We start from the raw sequence: 18,403 nt of genomic DNA, 5'->3' as shown, positions 1-18,403 counted from the left end.
TACCCAGCATTTGCTGGGTATTTTTATATTTTGTAATCTATTTTAGTAAGTAGCACTGCCTTTGGTGCGAGGGAAGGCAATCACATCACGCACGTTACCCATGCCAGTTACATACGCTACTAAACGCTCAAAGCCAAGGCCAAATCCAGAGTGAGGTACGGTGCCGTATTTACGCAAGTCACGGTACCAGCTGTAATCTTCTTTGTTTAAGCCCATTTCTTCTAAACGTGCATCGAGTACATCTAAACGTTCTTCACGTTGAGAGCCACCGATTATTTCACCAATACCCGGGGCTACAACGTCCATTGCTGCTACGGTTTTTCCATCTTCGTTTTGGCGCATATAAAAAGCTTTGATATCGCGTGGGTAGTTTTTAATAACTACTGGTGCTTTAAAGTGCTCTTCTGCTAAGTAACGTTCATGCTCAGATTGTAAATCAACGCCCCAATCAACTGGGAATTCAAACTTTTTACCACAGTCTTTTAGAATTTCTACTGCATCAGTGTAATCTACTTGGGCAAAGTCTTTATCTACAAATTCCTCTAAACGCGAAATAGCATTTTTTTCAATACGCTGCGCGAAAAACTCCATATCATCACGACGTTCTGTTAACACTGCATTAAACACATACTTGAGCATGTTTTCGGCTAATTTTGCAATGTCGTCTAAATCAGCAAATGCCACTTCTGGTTCAACCATCCAAAACTCAGCAAGGTGTCTTGAAGTATTTGAGTTTTCAGCACGGAAAGTTGGGCCAAAAGTATAAACTTTTGACATGGCGCTGGCATAAGTCTCACCATTTAGCTGACCTGATACAGTTAGAAACGCTTCTTTACCAAAAAAATCTTCACTGTAATCAACATCGCCTTTGTCTGTGCGTGGCAGATTGTTCATATCAAGCGTTGAAACACGAAACATTTCGCCTGCACCTTCACAGTCACTGGCTGTGATGATTGGGGTGCTGATCCACATGTAACCTTGCTCGTGGAAAAAACGATGTAGTGCTTGTGATAAACAGTTTCGCACGCGAGTTACTGCACCAATTACGTTGGTGCGTGGACGAAGGTGTGCGTGTTCACGCAAATATTCAATACTATGGCGCTTTGCAGCCATAGGATATGAGTCTGGATTTTCTACCCACCCTAATACTTCAACTGAGTTAGCTTGAATTTCAAATGCTTGACCTTGGCCTTCAGATTTTACTAACACGCCAGTTACTTTAACTGAGCAACCTGCTGTTAAGCGGGTAACTTCATCATAATTATTGAGCGAATTAGGAACAACTGCTTGGATAGGGTCAAAACAAGAACCGTCATGAACGGCTAAGAAAGAAATACCTGCTTTTGAATCGCGGCGTGTACGGATCCAACCTTTTATTGTTACTTGGTTGTCGACCGCAACGGTGCCCTTGAGTAGCTCCGTTATCGCTATGTGGCTCATCTTCACTCCAATGATATAAGTTACCTAATAATTATTCGATTGTACCTGATATACAGTGCAGGCACGTGACCCATATCTTACCTTTGATAAGGCAATAAAAAAACACTCAATCGCAACTCTTTTACAAGTTAATGAGGTATACACACAATTTCAGCATTGTTTTGTGCGTTTTTTAAACTGCGTTAAAGCAGGCGAATAAATTGTGGTACTCTAATAAAATAGGGGTACAGGTAATTCATGATTAAATTGAAAAGTTGTGGCATGATATGCGCCTACTTCCAGAATCGAATTGTTCAAATTTTAGGTGTTGCTATTGGCGATGAAACAAGTTTTTATTTTAAGGGGCTTACCCGGATGCGGTAAGAGCTATTACGCGCAAACACTTGCAGATGATTTAGTTGCAGGTGATGAAGGTCAATATTTAATCTGTGCAACGGATGATTATTTTTACAATGATGCGCGAGAATATCATTTTGAAAAGTTTAAACTTCCCGAATACCATAACCTAAACTTAGCACGTTTTATTAATGGCCTAAAAGAAGGGATCCCTCTGGTTATCGTTGATAACACCAACATCAAAAAGTGGGAGTTTGTGGCGTACAGTGCGGCGGCAACGGCAATGGGTTATCAAGTGAAAGAAGTGATTGTTGGGGAAGTTAAAGATAAATCATTACAGCACCTTTATGCCAAACGTAATACACATGGTGTGGCACTCAAAACGATAAGCAAAATGGCCTATTTGTTTGAATGGTAATATACCGCTAGTGTATTACTTTTAAGACCACCAGTATAATGTGTATGCAACGATAAGCGCAGGAATGGTTGAATATAAAGTAGCGAGTAGCGCTGCTTTTGGAGCCAGCGCGATGGCCGGAAACAAGGCATCACCATCGTTTGAAATAGCATTACCTGCTAGTGCACTAAAGGGAATAATACCTTGAATGTACAATGTCGTTACAACAATTTGCGGACCACACCCGGGTAGTAAACCAACCAAAACAGCCATCAACGGCGTATATAATGCAAACTCACTAAACCAAGAAGCTACGTCTAACCCGCCTACATTCACCAGTATTTCGTAGAGCATAAAACTAACAATTACCCAAGCACTGACAAAATGCGTATCTTTAATAATTTGCAAATAACGAGCAGCTTGTTTTTCTTTAATGTTTGGCTTCTCGGTAGAGGAACTCTCCATATTATTTGTAGAAGTAACAGGGCTGAATGACCAAATGATTGCAATTAAAACTGCCATCGTGCAGCCAAACAGTTCGATAGCATGAGTAAATACGCCAAAATCAATGTTAAATGCCATTAATAGAGCAATAATAAGACACGGCAACATAATTATTTGCCAATAGATGATACTAATTTGATCAGCATAACTGATTGGTTTTGTACGCATTTTCATTAGGGGCTTTGCAATAGCACTGGCAGGCAAAGGGTTACAAAACCGATTAACTGCTATACCACTTAAAAAGCCGACCGAGATACCAAGTAGCAATATTAGCAATCCTTCAAATGGCTTTTGCGCTAACAATAAAAAGGCGGCATCGCCCATTGTTGCCGTTAACACCGCAACTAGGGCGCCAAAACTGGCTTGACGTTGAGTAAATTGTGTTACGACTACGATAGCGCCGCCACAGCCAGGCAAGGCGCCAAGGAAAGCTGCAAATGCAACCTCTAAAATAGGTGAACGAGTATGTAGTGCGCTCAGTTGTAAGTTAGGAAGTTGGTCAACAAGGTGGCGGTAGAGGTAAAGCGTAGACGCAACAAATATGGTCACTTGAAAAAATGCATCGGCCAAAGTTGTTATTGTCACCGACCTAAGTGGCGGGTAAGCGATAGCCAAAGCCAGTAAAATAGGCAATAACAGGCGTTTATTGCTTGTAAACTTACCTTGAAGAGCGGTGAAATTTACAGCGTGTTTGAGAGAATAAAAAAACATAGGGCGTGACCAAAATCTGTGACTGATCACACCTTACGTCATTTGTAAATGATAATCAATATCATTTACATTTTACTTGCGTTGAAATTCGGCTGTTTTATTCCAAGTTGGCCAATCTTGCTGTTGAGAAATATCATAACCGACTTGATAGAAAAGTTGCAGATCTTGTACCGCGCCGCTTAAGTCCCACTCATCACGGTAACGATCGCAAGGTTGGTGATAGCAACCACGTAGCACTAAACTCATACGTTTGCGGTAGTTTGCGGTTGCTTCATCCAGTGCTTGTGTACCGCCACCTGCATACATGGCTGGAACGCCCATGTTGGCAAAGGCAAAGTGATCAGAGCGGTAGTAACCACCAGATGCAGGTTTTGGATCGCCAGACACAACACGACCTTGCTGTTTTGCTGCGCTTTGTAGCATATTATCAAGAGATGATTTACCAATGCCGACTACACTAATATCTTTGACTTTACCTAATAAATTTAAGCTGTCCATATTGATGTTCGCAACCGTCTTATTAGCTGGTATAACAGGATTAGCTGCGTAAAATTTAGAGCCTAATAAACCTTGCTCTTCAGCGGTTACGGCTAAAAATGTCATTGAACGATTAGGGCGCGTTGGTAATTTAGCAAAGGCTTCAGCGACTTCAATCATACCGCCTGTGCCGGTAGCATTATCATGGGCACCATTATAAATCTGGTCGCCTTTGCGATTTTTATCTGTACCTAAGTGATCCCAATGGGCAGAGTAGATAATATGCTCATCTGGTTGTTCACTGCCAGGTAACGTGGCGATAAAATTATAAGAGATAGATGTTTTGATTTTGCTCTTTACCGTTACAGAAGCAGTTAAGTCACCCATATCAACGTTGTATGCACCTTTGGCTGCATTTGTTTTAGCATTATCAAAGTTAAGTCCCGCTTTTTCAAACAGCTCTTTGGCTACATTAGCGGTCACCCAGCCTTCAACAGCAACGCGGTCCATGTTGTTATTGGCTTTTTGAAAACCGAATTGCTCACCGCTCCATGAGTTTTCAACCACACTCCAAGGGTAGGAAGCTGGTGCTGTTTCGTGAACAATGATTGCGCCTGCCGCCCCTTGACGGCTTGCTTCTTCAAATTTGTATGTCCAGCGGCCATAGTAGGTCATTGCTTCACCAGTGAACATACTTTCGTCTTTGGTAGCAAAGCCGGGATCATTGACCAGCATGACCACTGTTTTGCCAGTAACATCAATACCCTCGTAGTCGTTCCAGTTATATTCAGGGGCATTTACACCATATCCTACGAATACTAATTCTGACTCGTTAATCGACTCAAGCGCACTAATACGGCTGGTGCCCATTACCATGTCTTTTTTGTATTGGTAGGCTTTGCCACCAATATCGAGCGTCATATTCGCATCAGCTTCAATAGACACCAACGGCACTTCTTGAAAGAAGCTATCAGCGTTGCCAGGTTGATAGCCAAGTGCTTTAAACTGATCACTTAAGTAAGCCAAAGTTAATTCTTCACCTTTGGATGACGGTGCTCGGCCACCAAATTCGTCTGACGCTAAGGTTTTAATATGTTGCGCCAGCTGTGCTGCGTTAATACTGTTATATGCTGTTTGTACATCTGCGTTTGTGTTAGGTGTAGTACTTGCACATCCGCTTAGTACTGCAATCGTCAACGCGCTAAGAGTCATTTTTAGTTTCATAGCAGTTCTTTTGTTATTAATTGGATGCGTTAGTATAAACATAAAAACTCAAAATATTCGAGCAACTGCGTTGGTTAACAGCCTGTGGCATTGGCGCTTGGCGCAACTTGGGGTAAACTGGCGCAAATAATTTTTGTATAGTAAGCCATGAAAAAGTTTACGCCACCAGAGGCATTTAATCCGCAATTACTCAATGGCGGTGCGTTTGAGCATTTAAGTCAAGCCTTTCAATTGCATAATCAAACCGACTGGCCTTCATTTGAATGGCTTAACAGCTTTGTAACCGCACAAAATCACCTTGCAAAGCCGATTGTATTCGTGCCAGATGCGCAGTTTAAAGAAGAAGCACGGTACTATGAGCAAATCATCTATGAGACGGCTTGTGTTCCGACAAGAGAGAAAAATTGGCATGACTTGTTCGGCGCTATGATTTGGAGTTTATTCCCAAACAGCAAGACGTTATTAAATAAGCGCCATATACATGAAATTAATCTACATGGCTTAAAACAACGCAGCCGTCATAGGAATGCGTTAACATTATTTGATGAGTGTGGTGTACTTCTTACGATGACAGATGAACACTTTGCAACAAAGCTAAAAGCCCATCAATGGCATGACGTTTTTGTAGAGCAACGTCAGCGCTGGGGGAAAGATATTAAGCCTTTTATATTTGGGCATGCTAATTATGAAATGCTAACGCAGCCATTTATCGGCTTAACAGGTAAAGTATTATGCGTGATTGTTGATAGTGCTTTTTTTGAGTTGAGCTTGGCAGCGCAATACCAAAAGTTAGATGAGCAACTCGTTGATATGATAGAACACCAAGGTGTATTGAACGATAACACTGCACTTTCTCCGTTACCATTGTTGGGTGTGCCAAATTGGTGCGATAAAAATACTGACCCTGAATTTTACAACAATACCGATTATTTCAGACCGAAACGAAGGAATACACATGATAGAAGTCAAGGCGTTAAAAAAACGCTTTAAATTGACCAAAGAACATCAACAAAAGGGAAAATCTAAAGATGTTCGTGAACATGACGGCTATTTTCACTCTGTGCAAAATGTGAGCTTTTCATGCGGCGAAGGTGAGGTACTGGGTTTACTAGGCCCAAATGGTGCCGGTAAAACAACCACACTGCGTATGTTGTCAACGGCGCTTACGCCAGATAGCGGTCATATTCATATAAATGGTCAAAATATCGTTAAAAAACCGCTCATTGGTCGAAAATCAATTGGCTTTTTGTCTGGGTCAACAGGCTTGTATGGTCGTTTAAGCGCAAGGGAAAATGTTGAGTATTTTGCTAAATTGCATGGATTAAAAGGCAAAACACTTAAATTACGCTGCGAAGAACTATTTGATATGCTTGATATGACATCGTTTTTAGATAAACGTGCTGAGCACTTATCAACGGGTATGAAGCAAAAGGCGAGTATTGCTCGTGCGGTGGTTCATCAGCCTGATGTAGTGGTATTAGACGAGCCAACGACTGGGCTTGATATCATGACCACACAAACAGTCATAAATTTTATTCGCGGCCTTAAGAACAATGGCACACCAGTTATTTTTTCGACCCACCACCTTGATGAAGTGGCACTGTTGTGTGATCGGATATGTGTTATTGATAAGGGTGTCAGCTTTTTTGATGACAGCATTGCACAATTTAAAACCCAAGGTAACAGTGAAGAGCTAAATCAAGCGTTTATGAACTTATTGCAAGGAGCAGGGCATGCTTGAAGTATTTAAAAAGGAACTGTTAGAGCTGCTAAGAGATAGAAAAACGTTATTTTTTGTTTTGGCGTTACCTATGCTTATATTCCCTGTCATTATGGGGTTAGTCGGTTTTTTAGGGTCACAAGCAGCCTTAAAAGCAGAGCAAAAAGTACATACCTATTACATCGTAAACGAGCAGCATAGCAAGCAGTTTGCCGAGCGGGTTTTTTATCATAAGAGCTTTAAACAATACGATGGCGCAGAGCAGTTTGATACCATAGATGCACTTAAAGAGGCTGTGCGCAGTGGCAGTATCGATGTGGGTATTTATCTAGAGGCTGACCCCGCTGATGCCCTTAAACAAGGCAAACAAGCCAACTGGCGAATGGTATTTAACGACGCGCAAAGTATTAACTTTATTTATGATAGATTGAAATCACTCGCAAATGAGTTTTCAGAGTCGTTACGTGAGCAGGCGTTGGTGTCGTTGGGTGTAAGTAAAGACAAACAGCAGGCTATTTTACAGCCGATTGTTGTAAGTAAAGTAGACACCGCAGATAAACGTGAAAATATAGGTGAAAAAATAGGGGCATTCATTCCTTATTTGTTGATCCCATTAGTTTTAATGGGAGCCAGTTATCCAGCCATTGATTTAGGAGCCGGTGAAAAAGAGCGAGGTACGTTAGAAACCTTACTGCTCACACCAGTAACTCGTACGCAATTAGTACTAGGTAAGTTTTTAACTGTGTTATTGAGCTCGTTAGCATGTGCAACAGTCACTGTATTGAGTATGGCTATTTGGGTATCGGTTGCAGTTAGTTTTGTAGAGTTAGATACCGTAAAAAATGCCTTTTCTAGCATAACAGGTATGGACTTTGTGTTAATTTTTGCCTTGTTGGTCCCGATTGCTGCTATTTTCTCGTCACTGGTTTTAGCCATCTCTATTTATGCCAGAACCTTTAAAGAAGCACAAAATTACATGGCACCATTGAGTATGGGCGTATTTTTACCTATCGTAGTGTCGTTGATGCCTAATATGGTGCTTAATGCAAAAACGGCTTTGATCCCCGTTACTAATGTGGCGTTGGCAATAAAAGAAATTGTTAAAGGAACCGTCGATTACGGATTATTGAGCATGATAGTGATCACCTCCGCCGGTTTAGCTGCGCTATTATTAGCATGTTGTGTTAGATGGTTTTCAAAAGAAACGGTATTGTTTAGGTAGCAAATAAGTAAAAAGACATAAAAGCGCGGCTTTATAACGCGCTTATTTTTTAGGTTTTTATCATGTTAGCTTATGCAGCCTTAGCGCCATCTGGTTCGTTCACCTTATCAAGTTCGACCACGTTGACAACATGCTGGATATCTGACCAATGCAGTAACTCAATGCGGCCATTTTGACCTTCAACTAATGCGGTACAATTTTCAATCCAATCACCATCGTTACAATAAACAATGCCATCTTGGACTTTAATTGCTGGCTGATGAATATGGCCACAAATAATGCCATCTACACCTTGTTTTTTCGCTTCATGAATTGCAGCAGATTCAAACGCGCTGATCGCTTCACGTGCCTTGTGAACACGGTTTTTAAGCCACGAGGCTAACGACCAGTAGTGACCGCCATACAGTCGGCGTACTCGATTAGTCCAGCGGTTTAAAAATAATAAAAAGTCATAAGCGGTGTCACCGGCAATACTAATAAGTTTGTTATAGCGAGTTGCAGAGTCAAAATCATCACCATGTAAGAGCAAAAACTTTTTACCCAATGAGGTGGTATGAATAAAAGTTCTATGTACTTCAATGCTAAATAAGCTTTTGCCAACATAGCTTCGGAAAGTTTCATCATGATTCCCAGGAATGTAAACAACCCGAGTACCAGACTCTGCTTTTGCTTGAATGCATTCAAGTACTTTGTAATGTGACGCTTGCCAATAAAATTGTCGTTTCATTGACCACAAGTCAACAATGTCACCCACTAAATAGAGCACATCACAGCGAGTGCTATTTAAAAAGTCTAACAAGTAATCGGCTTTACAATCCTTATAGCCTAAATGTACATCTGAAATCCAGATGCTGGGGTAGTACGTTGTAGTCATTGTCCGTGGCCTCAAGCGTAATAATATTTAAATTAATGCGCTAACGTGAACAAGCAATGACAGTAATGCGACAAGTTAACGAAAGTTGTTATTTGCAGGAGAACTTAACAAGTAGGTATTGTTTTCAAAATCATAGAACTTCTAGAGTGTGGTTTGATCTGAGCAACAAATACATTTATTAATGTTTGCTGATAAAGAAGTAAATTAGATATTGTGCACTGCGGATATAATATCAATTGTATTAAATAAATGCGTATTAAGCCGCATGATACGACTTAATACGAAACTTAAACAGTATGTTGCTATTTTTTATATTTTTCAAACCATGCAAGCGTGTGTTCTATTTTACTGATCATTCGAGAAGGTCGCCCTGCAATTCCATGCGGTGCACCGGGGATCTTGACCAATACTGAGTCTATTTTACGGTGTTTCAGCGCTTGATAAAATTGCTCCGTTTCGGCCATTGGGGTTCGCAAATCTTCTTCACCAGTCATGAGCATGGTAGGTGTAGTGACGTTGCCAACCAAAGACAATGGTGAGCGTTGCCAGTAATGGTCAACATGATCCCAAGGCATCCCAGGAAATTGAGTGGGGATCTGTATTAAACCGCTATCAGCAGTAAGTACCTTGCTTAACCAGTTGATTACTGGCTTTACAACCACTGCCGCATTAAATCGATCAGTTAAGCCAATTGCATAGGCAGCAGCAATTCCGCCTGCAGAACCACCGGCAATAAATAGGTTTTTTTCATCAATGAACCCAGTTTTTAACATCGCATCCACACCTGAATTATGATCCGCGAAATCTTCTTTTGAGCTGTATTTATATTTCAATAACATAGCAAAACGTTCACCATAAGAGCTACTGCCACGATGATTATCATAAAACACCACATAGCCCTGAGCAGCATAACGTTGTAATTCAGCGGAGAAATGTGGGCCATAGGCTAAGTGTGGACCACCATGTATTTCGAGCAACAAAGGGTATTTCTTTTTAGGATCAAAATTGGGAGGGGTGATATACCAACCTTGAATTTGCTCACCATCAAAAGAGGAGTTATAGGTTAGTTCATGAACTTTACCCAGTGATTTATGCGCCAATAGTTCTTCATTTAAGTTGGTAAGCTGTGAGACTTTACCTTTTATACTAGTTAAGGCGACATCCGCAGGACGTTGGCTATTTCCTTTGGTAAATGTGATTTCACCATCATAGTTGGCGCTGAAGTGACCACTCAAATAAGGACGCCCTAACGTGGTGCCTGATAAACTGTCAGATAAATCATTGATTTTACCCTTTGTCGTGATCGTTGCTAGCTTTCGTTTACCATGATCATCATAGGAGATAGCCAGCTTTGAGCTACTCACCCAAACTGGGTTTTGAATTGAGCGGTCAAAGTCTTTTGCGATCATATTCGTGGTTTTACTTTGCCAGTTCATAATATTTAGTTTGTGATTACGATAAGGGTTAAGCTCTCCTGATGCGCTTAAATAGACCAATTGTTTGCCATTTTCAGAAAAACTTGGCGAGTGCTCTTTACCTGCAAATGAGGTCAGCTGTTTTATGTTACGTGCAAAATCTACTTCAAAGAGATCACCTTCAAGCGCTTTATACTCCCAATCAGCAATTCGATTTGCTGAAAATACGATTCCTTTTGAATCTGGGCGCCAAGCCAACTTGCCGCTGTGATGGTAATTACCTGAAGTGAGTTGTCGCGGGGTTCCGCCTTCACTGGGCAGTACAAAAATGTGACGGTAACCGGGCTTAACTAAACCTTGTCCATCAGCTTGGTAGTAAGCGCTATCAATTACAATTGCAGGTTCAGACCATTTAGCCCCGTTTGGCTTACTAGGCATATTAGCAATGACAGCTGGCTTTTGCGATACTTTTTGACTAAAAGCGAGCCATTTGCTGTCTGGTGACCAAGTCAGGTTACTGATCCCCGTATTGAGCTTAGTTAGTAAGGCGGTTCGGTTTTGGTCTAGGTAATGCACGTGAACTTGAGTCGAGCCTGATACATTACTTACGAATGCAATTTTACGCCCATCAGCAGACCAACGCGGTTGATAATAACTATTCTTGTCTGAAAAAAGTGGCGTTTGCTCGCCCGATTGTGTATCAACGAGCCACAAGTTTTGTCTTTTTGAATCATTCATAACATCATTGCTATTTCGCACATAAATGATTTGCTTACCATTTGGCGATATTTGCGGATCACTTGCGTATTCCAATTCAAAAATGTCACTTGCTTGCAACCCCGTGCTTGCTTGAGTGAATAAAGGTAGTGCCGAAAAAGCCAGTAAAGAGCAATGCAATGTGCGTTTAAGCCAAAAAGACATATTTGTTCTCCGATATGTATTTAACCTGAGTTTTTATTAACGCTTATAATTAGTTACTTGAATACCGAAGTCACTCTATACACGATAGAATGAGATAAAAATCAGATGTATTTGGCAGTATTGATGATCTCGAATGAGCTATATCGTATTACTATTGATGAGCATATGTGAGTTAATTCTAAATGCCCTTTATTGAGCGCGTTGGTAGTATAACAAAAAAGCAGCATGGAGCTGCTGCTTTTAAAAATGCATTTTATACTAAATATACTCGCTAACTACGAATTTGTGCTGTAATTGCGGCAACAGCTTCGTCGATATCTAGCATGAGCTTTTCGCCTGTACGACGGTTTTTAAGCTCAACTTGATTGTTATCCAAGTTGCGCTCGCCAATCACTAATGTGTAAGGTACACCAAGTAGCTCCATATCGTTGAACATGACTCCTGGGCGTTCTTTACGGTCGTCAAATAATACTTCTATACCTGTTTGTTTAAACTCACTGTATAAGCGTTCTGCGATATCAGGAATACGATGTGATTTATGCATGTTCATAGGCACAATTGCAAGCTCAAATGGTGCTAATGCTTTGGTCCATTTAATACCGTAGTCATCATTATTTTGTTCAATAGCTGCGGCAACGATACGTGATACACCAATACCATAACAGCCCATAGTCATGACTTGGTTTTTACCATTTTCGCCTAACACACCCGCGTTCATAGCTTCTGAGTACTTCGTACCAAGTTGGAATATATGGCCCACTTCAACACCGCGTTTAATTTGCAGTATACCGTTACCACATGGGCTTGGGTCGCCTTCAACAACATTACGTAAATCGAATACTTGGTAGTCAGTGACGTCTCTATCCCAGTTGATACCACTATGGTGCTCGCCATTGTTGTTCGCACCTGCCACAAAATCAGCCATCACAGCAGCGCTTCGGTCAACAATAATTGGCATGTTAAGCCCAACAGGGCCAAGTGAGCCCGGGTGTGCGCCAATAGCAGCAAAAATATCTTCTTCTTTGGCCATTTCAAGCGGTGAATCAACGAATGGATGTTTTTCTGCTTTTAGCTCATTTAGTTCATGATCGCCACGCACAACCAGTGCAACTAATCCGCGTTGTTCATTTTCATCAGGTGTACCATAAACAATTAAAGTTTTAACGCCACGGTGTGGCTTTACACCATGCTTTGCTTTTAAATCAGCAATCGTTTTTGCTTCAGGTGTGGCAAACGTGTTTAGTTCTTTACTTGCCTCTGGGCGGGCTTCAGTGGGGGCTAGTGCTTCGGCTTTTTCGATATTTGCCGCATAGTCACTTTCTGAGCTAAACGCGATAGCATCTTCGCCAGATTCAGCCAAAACATGAAATTCATGCGAAACGCTTCCACCAATTGACCCGGTATCAGCGATAACAGGACGGTAGTCAAGACCTAAGCGTTCAAATATATTACAGTACGCTTGATGCATACGCTGATATGTTTGCGCCAAACATTCTTCTGTTAAGTGAAAAGAGTAAGCATCTTTCATGGTAAATTCGCGAGCACGCATAACACCAAAACGAGGACGCACTTCGTCACGAACTTTAGTCTGTACTTGATATAAAGTAATAGGTAGTTGCTTGTAGCTGTTGATCTCTTTACGCACAAAGTCAGTGATCACCTCTTCGTGTGTAGGACCTAGTGCAAATGGACGGTTATGTCTGTCGTTGATACGTAACAGTTCTGGACCAAACTGCTCCCAGCGACCAGACTCTTGCCACAGATCAGCAGGCTGGATCACTGGCATCAACATTTCAATGGCGCCAGCTTTATCCATTTCTTCACGTACAACTTGCTCTACTTTGCGTAGTACTTTTAAGCCTGATGGCAGCCAAGTGTATAAACCCGAAGCAAGTTTGCGGATCATACCCGCACGTAGCATTAACTGGTGGCTGATAATTTCAGCATCTGATGGCGTTTCTTTTAAAGTTGCCAAAATATATTGACTGGTACGCATGATGGTTCCGCTCGTAATGTAATTGTTTTTGTAATAATAGCGCGTAGTTTATCAGCGCCACGTCGCTACACAAAGTGTTTATTCTTGGGTTATCTCAATCACTTGATTGTGCTCACCGTCTACTTGCCAGCGAATGTTGAAATTGTATAGGCTCATGCCATAAAACTGGGTTTGTTGTTTTTGTTTTTTATAGGCTGGGCGTGGGTCTTGTTTAAGCACATTGGCGATAAACGCTCGTAGCTGAGGATACTGGGTTTGCTTGGCTATAAATTGCTCTGCTTGTTCAGTAAAGCTGACAGTCATATGTGTTTCTGGGCGTGTGTCGGCAAATCCTGCGCTGGCGTCTGTCATTGCATCCGAGTAGGGCAAATAGGGCTTGATATCAACGATAGGCGTACCATCTAGCAAATCAATACCCGAGAGCAGGAGTGCCAATTGACCATTTTTGTATTCTACACCTTCGAGCTTAACTGCACTCATGCCTATGCCATTTGGGCGAAAGGTTGCTCGAGTTGCAAATACACCTTTGCGCTCATTACCGCCTAAACGTGGTGGACGTACCAGTGCTGAGTAGCCTTTGTCTGCTGTTTCGTGAAAACGGAACAAGAGCCATAAATGACTAAACTCATCAATACCACGCACAAACTCTTCACGGTTAAAGTCGTCACAAAATATCAACTTTGCTTGCGCTTGTGGCACCAATCTAGGTTGGCGCGGAATAGCAAATTTTTGTTTATAAGGTGATTGAATATGTCCAATAGGCTGAATTTGATAGCGTTGCACTGTGTCTCTTTCGTTATGTTTGAAAATATAGGCGGCCGAGATTGTAGCGCGTATGTGCTGGTTTATCTATGCTCTCATACCATTGAGCTCTGTGGTCATGCTAAAAGCGAATGCTTTTATTCATCAATGGTGCGATGTAACAGTGACTCAGTTTCAATGGCTATTTCTTTCATTTTAATTGCATATACTTCAAGTTTTTTTTGTTCTGGCGTTGTTGCTTCAAAGTGCGGAACAGGCACAGAATAACCAGCTTTATCCATTGCGATAAAGCTAATGATACAATGGTTACTTTCAACTAATGATTGTTTTTGTGGATCACCACAGCGTACGCGAATAAATATTTGCATGCTAGTTTTACCCGTATGGGCAATTTGTGCTGTTACCTCAACAATTTGACCAACGAGAATAGGGCGTTTAAAGCGCACACCAGCAACGGATACGGTAACACAATAACTGCCGCTCCAACCTGCTGCACAGGCATATCCTGCTTGATCTATCCACTTCATAACAATACCGCCGTGTACTTTACCACCAAAGTTCACATCAGTAGGCTCTGCTAAAAATCTAAAAACGACTTCGGAATTTCCGCTCATAGTGTATTACTCAAGGTTGCATCATTTTGATTAAGTATATGCAATATTTAGATTTTTGCTGGTAGTGTTGGCAAAGTACAAAAAAGGGCTGTAAAGCCCTTCGCAATTTGGGTTTGATACAATTGAATTAATTTAACTACATATTTGGGTAATTTGGACCCCCAGCGCCTTCAGGCGTGACCCAAGTGATGTTTTGGCTAGGATCTTTGATGTCGCAGGTTTTACAATGCACACAGTTTTGCGCGTTGATCACAAACAGTTTTTCACCTTGTTCGTTCTCGTTTATTTCGTAAACACCCGCTGGACAATAACGCTGTGCAGGCTCAGCAAATTTTGCAAAATTAACGGTGATTGGAATACTGGTATCAGCTAGTTGTAAATGGCACGGCTGAGACTCTTCGTGATTAGTATTTGATAAAAATACTGAAGACAGTTTATCAAAGCTTAATTTGCCATCAGGTTTAGGGTAGCTTATTTGCTCGCATTCAGACGCTGGCTTTAACACACTATGATCAGGTTGCTCGTCTTTAAAGGTAAACGGCAAAGCACCAGAGAAAATATTTTGATCGAGCGTGTTATAGGCGCCGCCTAAAATTCTACCAAATTTATGTAAAACAGGGCCAAAATTACGAGATTGATAAAGTTCATCATATAACCAGCTAGATTTAAACTTATCAGCAAAGTTTTCTAAATCAGCCTGTGGTTGCTCAGTATTTAATGCTTCTAAAATGCAATCAGCCGCTAACATGCCAGATTTCATAGCAGTATGATTGCCTTTAATTTTGGCAAAGTTTAAGGTGCCAGCGTCACAGCCGACTAACAAACCACCTGCAAAATGCATTTTTGGCAGAGAATTTAATCCCCCTTTGGCAATCGCGCGGGCCCCATAAGAAATACGTTCTCCACCTTCTAATACTTTGGCGAATACAGGATGGTGTTTCATGCGTTGAAATTCATCAAAAGGGCTTAAATAGGTATTGCTGTAATTGAGGTCAATAATTAGACCTACTACAACCTGGTTATTTTCAGCATGATACATAAATGCACCGCCATGGGTGTTATTATCAAGTGGCCAACCTGTACCATGTACTACGGTGCCTTCTTTATGTTTGGCTGGGTCAATTTGCCAAATCTCTTTAAAGCCAATCCCGTAGTGTTGTGGTGTTGCGTTTTTATCAAGTTCAAATTGGCTGATTAATTGCTTTCCTAAGTGACCACGACACCCCTCAGCAAATACCGTGTATTTAGCACGCAGCTCCATACCCGGCATATAACTGTCTTTTGGTTGCCCGTCTTTATCAACACCCATATCACCTGTGATAATACCTTTAACTTCGTCGTCTTCAACAATTAAGGAATGCGCGCTAAATCCAGGAAATATTTCAACGCCCAACTGTTCTGCTTGCTCAGCAAGCCAGCGACAAACGTTACCCATAGAGACAATATAGTTACCGTGATTCTTAAACGTTTTTGGTACTGCGAGATGGGGTATATTTATGGCGCTATCTTTATCTTTAAACAAATAAATATCATCTTGCGTAACTTGTGTGCTGATTGGTGCCCCTTTTTCTTTCCAATCAGGTAGCAGCTCATCTAATGCTTTGGTCTCAAAAACCGCACCTGACAAAATATGCGCGCCCACTTCTGAGCCTTTTTCTACGACACAGATCATCAGTTCTTTTTCTTGTTGCTGTGCCTGTTGTGCTAATCGGATTGCGCATGACAAACCTGCAGGGCCTGCGCCGACAACCACAACATCGAATTCCATGGTTTCACGTTCAACCATTTTAACCTCACTATATTTGACGGTGTATTAACTAAAAAGAGGCTTTAGTTTTTATTACGTTAAAGTAAGGTTATTTTAGGTTGACGTTTACGTCAACAGGAAGTAGTCTGATTCCATAAAATAATTATGTTGACGTATGCGTCAGCTGTAAGAATAACCAGATGATGGAGCAACCATGAAAGTACTTGTGCCAATCAAACGAGTGATTGACTACAACGTCAAGGCAAGAGTTAAGCCAGACAACAGCGATGTTGATTTAACCAATGTTAAAATGGCAATGAACCCATTTTGTGAAATTGCAGTAGAAGAGGCTATTCGCTTAAAAGAAGCGGGCACAGCCAATGAAGTTATTGCCGTTTCAATTGGTGATAAAGCATGTCAAGAGCAGCTTCGCACCGCGTTAGCATTAGGTGCCGATAAAGCCATTCATATTGAAACAGACGTTAAGCTTGAGTCATTACATGTAGCAAAGCTACTTGCCAAACTGGTTGAACAAGAGCAACCAGAGCTGGTTATTCTTGGTAAACAATCAATTGATTCTGATAATAATCAAACAGGTCAAATGCTTGCTGCATTAACGGGTCGCAGCCAAGGCACGTTTGCCTCTAAAGTTGTGATTGAAGGCAATAAGGCGCAAGTAACTCGTGAGGTTGATGGCGGGTTGCAAACGGTTTCTTTATCGTTGCCAGCCATTGTAACCACAGATTTACGTTTAAATGAACCACGTTACGCTTCACTCCCTAACATTATGAAGGCCAAACGTAAGCCACTTGATGTTATGGCGGCAGATAGCCTAGGTGTTGACCTTGCCCCACGGGTTGAGCTACTACAAGTTGAAGAACCCGCTAAACGAGAAGCAGGTATGATTGTAGAAAGTGTTGAACAACTAGTAACAAAACTAAAGACTGAAGCGAAGGTGATCTCATGAGTGTATTAGTTATTGCAGAACATGAAAATGGTCAACTAAAGCCTGAAACAGCAAAAGTAGTTAATGCGGCTGTTGCTATTGGTGGTGATATTGATGTTTTAGTTGCAGGTACTAACGTTGCTGATGTTGCAAACAGTGCAGCACAAATTGCAGGTGTAAACAATGTACGCGTTGCAGATAACACCGCTTTTGAGCATCAATTGGCAGAAAACACAGCTGATCTTATTGTTGAACTTGCACCCAGTTATACACATATTTTAGCCAGTGCTTCAACGACGGGTAAAAACACCTTACCACGAGTAAGTGCATTGCTTGATAAGTCGCAAATTTCAGAGATTATCAGTGTTGTTGATGCTGACACATTTAAGCGGCCAATTTATGCAGGTAACGCGATTGCAACGGTAAAATCGAACGAGGCACAAAAAATCATTACTGTACGTGCCAGTGCTTTTGATACACAAGGCGAGCAGGGGGCATGTGCCATCGAAGCTTTGGCAATGGACATGGGCAATACTTTAAGTGCATTTGTAGGCATTGAGCAAACAGAGTCAGAACGTCCTGAGTTAAATGCCGCACCAGTGGTTATATCGGGCGGTCGTGGTATGCAAAACGGTGAAAATTTTGCGTTACTTAATGGCATAGCAGATAAGCTGGGCGCTGCAATTGGTGCATCTCGTGCCGCTGTAGATGCGGGCTTTGTGCCAAACGATATGCAGGTAGGGCAAACGGGTAAAATCGTTGCACCTGATTTATACATAGCTGTGGGTATTAGTGGTGCTATCCAGCACTTAGCGGGTATGAAAGACTCAAAAGTGATTGTAGCCATTAACAAAGACCCTGATGCACCTATCTTTCAAGTGGCAGATTATGGTTTAGTCGCTGATTTATTTGAGGTGTTACCAGAGCTTGAAGCCGCTTTATAAAAAACAATAATAATTCTGGTTGTAAAGCCGCAGTGCCGTAAGGTCGCGGCTTTTTTTGTGGGTGTTAAAATACTGTGGGTTTGTATGTTTTTTAATATCTAATTGTTGCTTGGTTATTTTGTTACTATTATAATTCGATTTTTAATGGACATT

General features: G+C 41.4%; 15 protein-coding genes. 6 read left to right on the top strand and 9 right to left on the bottom strand.

The genetic code is table 11. From position 1 onward, the window contains the following. Positions 1-42 precede the first annotated feature (42 nt). The gene (asnS, locus tag SANK73390_RS09600) at positions 43-1,440 is read right to left on the bottom strand and encodes an asparagine--tRNA ligase (RefSeq protein ID WP_462765765.1); all 1,398 of its coding nucleotides are present in this window, start codon (positions 1,438-1,440) and stop codon (positions 43-45) included. Between the two features lie 319 nt (positions 1,441-1,759). Here asnS and SANK73390_RS09595 point away from each other — a divergent pair, with 319 nt between their 5' ends. Further along, on the top strand, positions 1,760-2,194 hold the full coding sequence (locus SANK73390_RS09595; RefSeq protein ID WP_462765763.1) for an AAA family ATPase: 435 nt from the start codon (positions 1,760-1,762) through the stop codon (positions 2,192-2,194). Between the two features lie 21 nt (positions 2,195-2,215). Here the strand turns inward: SANK73390_RS09595 and SANK73390_RS09590 are convergent, their stop codons facing one another. Both SANK73390_RS09590 and SANK73390_RS09585 read right to left on the bottom strand, forming a co-directional pair. Beyond that, the gene (locus SANK73390_RS09590) at positions 2,216-3,388 is read right to left on the bottom strand and encodes a putative manganese transporter (RefSeq protein WP_462765761.1); all 1,173 of its coding nucleotides are present in this window, start codon (positions 3,386-3,388) and stop codon (positions 2,216-2,218) included. A 72-nt stretch (positions 3,389-3,460) separates the two neighbouring features. Then, positions 3,461-5,089 carry a M28 family metallopeptidase gene (locus SANK73390_RS09585; RefSeq protein WP_462765759.1) on the bottom strand — a complete coding sequence of 543 codons (1,629 nt, stop codon included), beginning with the start codon at positions 5,087-5,089 and terminating at the stop codon, positions 3,461-3,463. A 147-nt stretch (positions 5,090-5,236) separates the two neighbouring features. Between SANK73390_RS09585 and SANK73390_RS09580 the strand changes: the two genes are divergently transcribed. Genes SANK73390_RS09580 through SANK73390_RS09570 form a run of 3 tightly spaced genes read left to right on the top strand, consistent with a single transcriptional unit; the run spans position 5,237 to position 8,031 of the window. Then, on the top strand, positions 5,237-6,079 hold the full coding sequence (locus SANK73390_RS09580; RefSeq protein ID WP_462765757.1) for a DUF3025 domain-containing protein: 843 nt from the start codon (positions 5,237-5,239) through the stop codon (positions 6,077-6,079). After that, positions 6,045-6,830: an ABC transporter ATP-binding protein gene (locus tag SANK73390_RS09575; protein WP_462765755.1), complete on the top strand. Its 786-nt coding sequence runs from the start codon at positions 6,045-6,047 to the stop codon at positions 6,828-6,830. The genes SANK73390_RS09580 and SANK73390_RS09575 overlap by 35 nt, the downstream gene beginning before the upstream one ends. Beyond that, the gene (locus SANK73390_RS09570) at positions 6,823-8,031 is read left to right on the top strand and encodes an ABC transporter permease (RefSeq protein WP_462765753.1); all 1,209 of its coding nucleotides are present in this window, start codon (positions 6,823-6,825) and stop codon (positions 8,029-8,031) included. The genes SANK73390_RS09575 and SANK73390_RS09570 overlap by 8 nt, the downstream gene beginning before the upstream one ends. Positions 8,032-8,101: 70 nt before the next feature. Here SANK73390_RS09570 and SANK73390_RS09565 read toward each other — a convergent pair whose 3' ends face one another. The 6 genes from SANK73390_RS09565 to SANK73390_RS09540 form a co-directional block, all read right to left on the bottom strand. Beyond that, the gene (locus SANK73390_RS09565; protein ID WP_462765751.1) at positions 8,102-8,905 is read right to left on the bottom strand and encodes a UDP-2,3-diacylglucosamine diphosphatase; all 804 of its coding nucleotides are present in this window, start codon (positions 8,903-8,905) and stop codon (positions 8,102-8,104) included. Positions 8,906-9,207: 302 nt separating this feature from the next. After that, a complete protein-coding gene (locus tag SANK73390_RS09560; RefSeq protein ID WP_462765749.1) occupies positions 9,208-11,241 on the bottom strand; it encodes a S9 family peptidase in 2,034 nt (677 codons plus the stop codon). Positions 11,242-11,512: 271 nt separating this feature from the next. Then, positions 11,513-13,237, bottom strand: a complete 1,725-nt coding sequence (locus SANK73390_RS09555) for a proline--tRNA ligase (RefSeq protein WP_462765747.1) — start codon at positions 13,235-13,237, stop codon at positions 11,513-11,515. A gap of 78 nt (positions 13,238-13,315) precedes the next feature. After that, a complete protein-coding gene (gene tsaA / locus SANK73390_RS09550) occupies positions 13,316-14,020 on the bottom strand; it encodes a tRNA (N6-threonylcarbamoyladenosine(37)-N6)-methyltransferase TrmO (RefSeq protein WP_462765745.1) in 705 nt (234 codons plus the stop codon). Positions 14,021-14,136: 116 nt separating this feature from the next. Beyond that, positions 14,137-14,613 carry an acyl-CoA thioesterase gene (locus SANK73390_RS09545; RefSeq protein ID WP_261593796.1) on the bottom strand — a complete coding sequence of 159 codons (477 nt, stop codon included), beginning with the start codon at positions 14,611-14,613 and terminating at the stop codon, positions 14,137-14,139. A 136-nt stretch (positions 14,614-14,749) separates the two neighbouring features. Next, a complete protein-coding gene (locus SANK73390_RS09540; protein ID WP_462765743.1) occupies positions 14,750-16,399 on the bottom strand; it encodes an electron transfer flavoprotein-ubiquinone oxidoreductase in 1,650 nt (549 codons plus the stop codon). Positions 16,400-16,574: 175 nt separating this feature from the next. On the opposite strand from SANK73390_RS09540, the gene SANK73390_RS09535 reads away from it, so the two are divergent. Both SANK73390_RS09535 and SANK73390_RS09530 read left to right on the top strand, forming a co-directional pair. Then, a complete protein-coding gene (locus SANK73390_RS09535) occupies positions 16,575-17,327 on the top strand; it encodes an electron transfer flavoprotein subunit beta/FixA family protein (protein WP_462765741.1) in 753 nt (250 codons plus the stop codon). Then, positions 17,324-18,250: an electron transfer flavoprotein subunit alpha/FixB family protein gene (locus tag SANK73390_RS09530; protein WP_462765739.1), complete on the top strand. Its 927-nt coding sequence runs from the start codon at positions 17,324-17,326 to the stop codon at positions 18,248-18,250. Before SANK73390_RS09535 ends, SANK73390_RS09530 begins: the two co-directional genes overlap by 4 nt. Positions 18,251-18,403: the final 153 nt, after the last annotated feature.

The sequence above is a fragment of the Pseudoalteromonas sp. SANK 73390 genome, from assembly GCF_054966645.1.
The sequence above is the reverse complement of the archived record's forward strand: the minus strand, read 5'-3'. Positions and strand labels throughout refer to the sequence as shown.